The sequence below is a fragment of the Trebonia sp. genome (genome assembly GCF_049794275.1).
In the GTDB taxonomy this organism is placed as follows: Bacteria; Actinomycetota; Actinomycetes; order Streptosporangiales; family Streptosporangiaceae; genus Trebonia.
The window spans coordinates 1-4,297 of record NZ_JBARCR010000266.1 but is presented as its reverse complement, the minus strand read 5'-3'; the positions used below and the strand labels follow the sequence as shown (position 1 = coordinate 4,297).

Genomic DNA, 4,297 nt, shown 5'->3' with positions numbered 1-4,297 from the left:
TCGACGACGACGCGGCCGGCGCCGAGGACGCTGCGCCGGTTACACCCGCGTCGACACGCTGCCCATCGAGCACGACCTGTGGCGGTTTTACCACCTGCATCCCTAACCGGCTCCCGCCCGGCCGCTGATCGTCATTCCAATCATGGCTTCTCAGAATCAGCCGAGGTGTTGACGTTATACTTGTGTCAGATTCCTAGGGAAGCGATGAAGTGCGGCAACAACTGACCGGCGGAAGCTGGTGAACGACAAACGGGAAGACGGCCCGGAGAGCGGCCGCGAGCGCTTGAGCCGGGCCGCATATGAACTGTTCAGCCGTGAGGGCACCAGGTCCGTCGGCGTCGACGCGGTTATAGCCCGGGCTGGCACAGCGAAGATGACTCTTTACCGGAATTTCCCGTCCAAGGACGACCTGATAATCGATTTCCTGCGCCGCCGGGAGCAGCTGTGGACGCTCGGGTGGCTAGAAGCCGAGAGTCAGCGCCGCGGCGACACTCCGCGCGACCAGCTGCTGGCGATATTCGATGTGTTTTCGGAGTGGTTCAATAAGCCGGATTTCGAAGGCTGCTCATTCCTGACCACCATGGTCGAGGTCAATGACCGAGATCACCCGGTCCACCAGGCGGCCGTAGTGCACCTCGCGAATATCCGGGGTTATCTCGAGAGGCTTGCGGCCGAGGCCGGAATCCGCGATACCGATTCGTTCGCGCGGAAATGGCACATCCTCATGAAGGGCTCCATCATGGCGGCTCATGAGGGCGACGCGGCAGCGGCGGACCGGGCCAGGGAACTCGGCGAGCTCCTGCTCGCGCACTACGGCTGCTGAACGGCGCCGGCGGCAGTGCCCGGACCTCCGCCTTTCCGGCCCGGGCGCCGCCGCAAGACGATGGTCAGCTGATGCCGAGTTTTTCGGCGGCTAGTTTCGTGCCCTCCACCCGGTTGGTGATCTTCTGCCAGGCGGTCTCGCGCGCGAAGTCAGGTGACCCGTGACTTGGCTTCTCATCGATGCTGAACGGGGAGAACCCGCAGTCATCGGTCGAGGCGAGTTGCTCCTTCGAGATGAAGTTGGCCGCCCGGACAAGGGTGTCGCGGACTTCTTCCGGGCTCTCAACCCGTGGGTTCAGCGGGTTGATCACGCCGATGTAGGCCATCTGGGTGACGCCGTTGGCGTCGTCGCGCAGATTCTCCCCGATCATCCGGTAGACCGGATCCTTGTCCCGCTCGCTGGCGAGCTGGATCAGGAAGTACCCGGCGTTGATGCCGAACATCGAAGGCAGCAGGTCACTGTAGGGCACGTCCGCGCTGTGCACGGAGTCCCGGTCACCGCCAGGGCAGGTGTGGACCCCGATCCTGGTCCGCTCCTCGGCGGTGAACCGGTCCATTACCCGGTTATTGAGCTCGATGAAATGCGGCAGCATGTTCCGGCCGGTCCAGGGGTTGCGCGAGTCGTTGCGGGTAGCCAGCCGTCCCTCGGTGAAGTCCACCGACACCCGCGCCGCCCCCGCGGCGAATGCCTGCCTGATGTCCTTCTCGCACTCGCTGACTAGGTCCGCCTCGAACTGTTCCCTGGTGTAGCCCGGAATCTCCTCATCGAGCGGATACAGCAGGGCCAGCATCGACGGCGCGATCACGGCCTGCTTCATCGGCTTGTGCGCCATCGCGATGGACTTCTTCAGCGTGTCGGCGGCGTATGTCTTGTACCGGAACGGACCGCCGGTGAGCCTCGGCAACTGCCGGTTGTGCCCGTCGGCGAAGATCGCGAAGTACTGGCCCCCGGTCCCGGCCAGATGGTCGGCGAGCCCGGTGCCCGCTAGCGTGTCAGTGATCGCGTAGGTCGCGAAGCTCGACCAGCGCTGCTCGCCGTCCGAAATGATCGGCGCGCCTGTCTTCTCCAGGTGTTCGATGGAGTCCCGGACCGCCGTGTCCTGCTCGCTCTCCAGCTGCTCGCGGGTGATCTCCCCCGCGTCGTATTGTGCGTACGCCTGCTGCAACCTACTTGGGCGCGGCAGCGAGCCGACAGGTTCAGTGGGAATTCCGGTAGCAGTCCTCGGATCGTAGTCGGTCATGGCTCTTGGCTCTCCTTGTTTTCTGCGCTGCGCTGCGCTGGTGTGACCTTGCACGGCCCGGCTGAACCGACGCGCATCGGAACCAGCGTGATCTCGCCGCGCATTTAGAGAGAGACCGGCCTGTCTCATGCCGTTAGCCGGAGCATAAGCCTATGACCGACCACGGTCAACGAGATGTCATGGGGGAATTCGACGGGCCTGGCCCGGCCGGGCCAGGCCCGTCGTTCGCTACGCTCAGCCCTGCTTGGTCAGTCCCACGACGTGGCCTTGCGGGTCGGCGATCAGCGCGAAGGCCACGCCGGGCACGTGCTGAGGCTCCTGAACGACCCGGCCGCCGAGCTCCCTGGCCCGGTTCACGGCGCTGTCGACGTCATCAACGGCGACGAAGAAGGTGACCAGATCGCTACCGCCCTGCAGCGGGCTGATCGCCGTGTACAAGGCATCGGGCACACCGGTGTCGACGAACGTGTAGCCGGGGATCGCGCCCTGGTCCGGGTAGGTCCATCCAAGCAGGTCTCCGAAGAACTTGCGGGTCGCGTCAGGGTCTGTCGACCGGATCTCAGCGTGCACGATTGGATGCGACATTTCTTGCTCCCTCGGTGGTAGCCAAAGGGCGCCGAGATGACACCCTCCTGCCCTCACCACGAACGAGACCACGCCGGATCCGACACGGCCAGGTCGGCTTCAGCGATGCTGCGGGGATTGTCGATCAGGTCGATCGCGGTGATTTTCGCGCCTGTGACCGTGAACCCAACGAGAGTGACCGGCTTCCCGTCCGCGGCCGTGACGATGCCGATGGCTCCGTTGATCAGAGCGGGCAAGCTGACCTGCGCGATTCGGGTGAAGGGGAACGCGCGTGCGGCCACCGCCGCCGCGCCGCGGACCACCTCGGTGCCGTTAGAGCGCACCACGACGTCCTGGTCGAGGGCCTCCAGCAGCGCGTCGAAGTCTCCGTTGCGGGCGGCGATCAGGAAGACGTCGGTGATCGCTCGCTGCCGGGGCAGATCAGTGCCGGTGACTGGGGCCACGTCCTGGACCCGTCGGCGGGCGCGGCTGGCCAGCTGGCGGGCCGCGGCGGGCGAGCGTCCGACGACGGCCGCGATCTCATCGAACGGGACGGCGAAGATGTCGTGCAGGACAAATGCGAGCCGTTCGGCGGGCGTCAGCGTGTGCAGGATTACCAGTAGCGCGGGACCAATTGAGTCGGCAAGCAGAGCTTCGTGTTCGGGGCCGCTGCCGTCCGCGTCACTGACGATTGACTCGGGCAGGACCACTCCCACTGGCTCGTCCCGGTGCGCGGCCAGCATGTTCAGGCACACCCGGGCTACGACTGTCGTCAGCCATCCACCGAGGTTCTCTATGCTGCCGGGATCGGAGCGGCTGAGCCGCAGCCAGGCTTCCTGGACAGCGTCGTCAGCCTCGCTGGGCGAGCCGAGGGTCTGGTAGGCGAGGGCCCGCAGCCGGGGCCGGTGGGCCTCGAACCGTTCCGCGAGCACGTCATGTTCGTTCATCGGTCACATTCACGAGTGGTTGCCGGTCATAGACGTGACCGTCCAGGCCCCGCCGATGTGACAGGAGGCCGTGGACGAACCGTAACGAACGGAGGACCCATGGCCTCGCCCGTCCTTGTCACTGGCGGCACCGGCCGCCTCGGGAAGCTTGTCGTCGCACAGCTGCAGGACAGCGGTTGCGACGTTCGCGTGCTCGCCCGGCACCGCCGCCCCATCCCGCAGGGCGCGGAATTCTTCACCGCAGACCTGAGGACCGGCCATGGCATCAAGCCCGCGGTGACCGCGACGGCGGCCATCATCCACTGCGCGACCAGCACGAGGGGCGACGCCGAGGCAACGCGCAACCTCGTGGCAGCCGCGTCCCTGGCGGGTTCTGGCCACCTGGTGTACGTGTCCATCGTGGGCATCGACCACATCGCCTCCTGGGGATACCCCAGGACGAAGCTCCAGGCCGAGCAGATCGTGGCCAGCTCCGGCCTGCCCCGGACGATCCTGCGGGTCACGCAGTTTTACGACTACTGCCTGGCCAACGCGCGAAAACTGAGCCGGTTGCCCGTGGTGCCAGTGCCGGCGGGCTTCACTGTCCAGCCAGTTGATCCCCGCGACGTGGCGGCCCGACTCGTCGAGCTGACGCTGGGCGAGCCCGTCGGTCGCGCGCCGGACATGGCCGGCCCGCAGGTGAGCAACTGGACGGACCTAATCCGGGGGTACCTGACGGCAAGC

General features: G+C 66.1%; 5 protein-coding genes. 2 read left to right on the top strand and 3 right to left on the bottom strand.

The annotated features are described in order from the left end of the window. Positions 1 to 238: 238 nt before the first annotated feature. Positions 239 to 823, top strand: coding sequence for a TetR/AcrR family transcriptional regulator (locus tag WA805_RS07620; protein WP_422271785.1), 585 nt, complete (start codon positions 239 to 241; stop codon positions 821 to 823). Between the two features lie 64 nt (positions 824 to 887). On the opposite strand, the gene WA805_RS07615 is transcribed toward WA805_RS07620, so the two are convergent. The 3 genes from WA805_RS07615 to WA805_RS07605 all read right to left on the bottom strand — a co-directional run bounded on the left by WA805_RS07615 (position 888) and on the right by WA805_RS07605 (position 3,574). After that, positions 888 to 2,063: a 5-methyltetrahydropteroyltriglutamate--homocysteine methyltransferase gene (locus tag WA805_RS07615; RefSeq protein WP_422287615.1), complete on the bottom strand. Its 1,176-nt coding sequence runs from the start codon at positions 2,061 to 2,063 to the stop codon at positions 888 to 890. Positions 2,064 to 2,297: 234 nt separating this feature from the next. Next, the gene (locus WA805_RS07610; protein ID WP_422271781.1) at positions 2,298 to 2,648 is read right to left on the bottom strand and encodes a VOC family protein; all 351 of its coding nucleotides are present in this window, start codon (positions 2,646 to 2,648) and stop codon (positions 2,298 to 2,300) included. Positions 2,649 to 2,701: 53 nt separating this feature from the next. Beyond that, positions 2,702 to 3,574, bottom strand: a complete 873-nt coding sequence (locus WA805_RS07605; protein WP_425241980.1) for a sigma-70 family RNA polymerase sigma factor — start codon at positions 3,572 to 3,574, stop codon at positions 2,702 to 2,704. A 99-nt stretch (positions 3,575 to 3,673) separates the two neighbouring features. Between WA805_RS07605 and WA805_RS07600 the strand changes: the two genes are divergently transcribed. Next, positions 3,674 to 4,297 (top strand): SDR family oxidoreductase (locus WA805_RS07600; protein ID WP_425241979.1); only part of this gene is annotated, 624 nt, incomplete at its 3' end.

Bases quoted from the DNA above. Each gene is read 5' to 3' on its own strand.
- WA805_RS07605 (WP_425241980.1), bottom strand. From the start codon at position 3,574: ATGAACGAACATGACGTGCTCGCGGAACGGTTCGAGGCCCACCGGCCC.
- WA805_RS07615 (WP_422287615.1), bottom strand. From the start codon at position 2,063: ATGACCGACTACGATCCGAGGACTGCTACCGGAATTCCCACTGAACCT.
- WA805_RS07610 (WP_422271781.1), bottom strand. From the start codon at position 2,648: ATGTCGCATCCAATCGTGCACGCTGAGATCCGGTCGACAGACCCTGAC.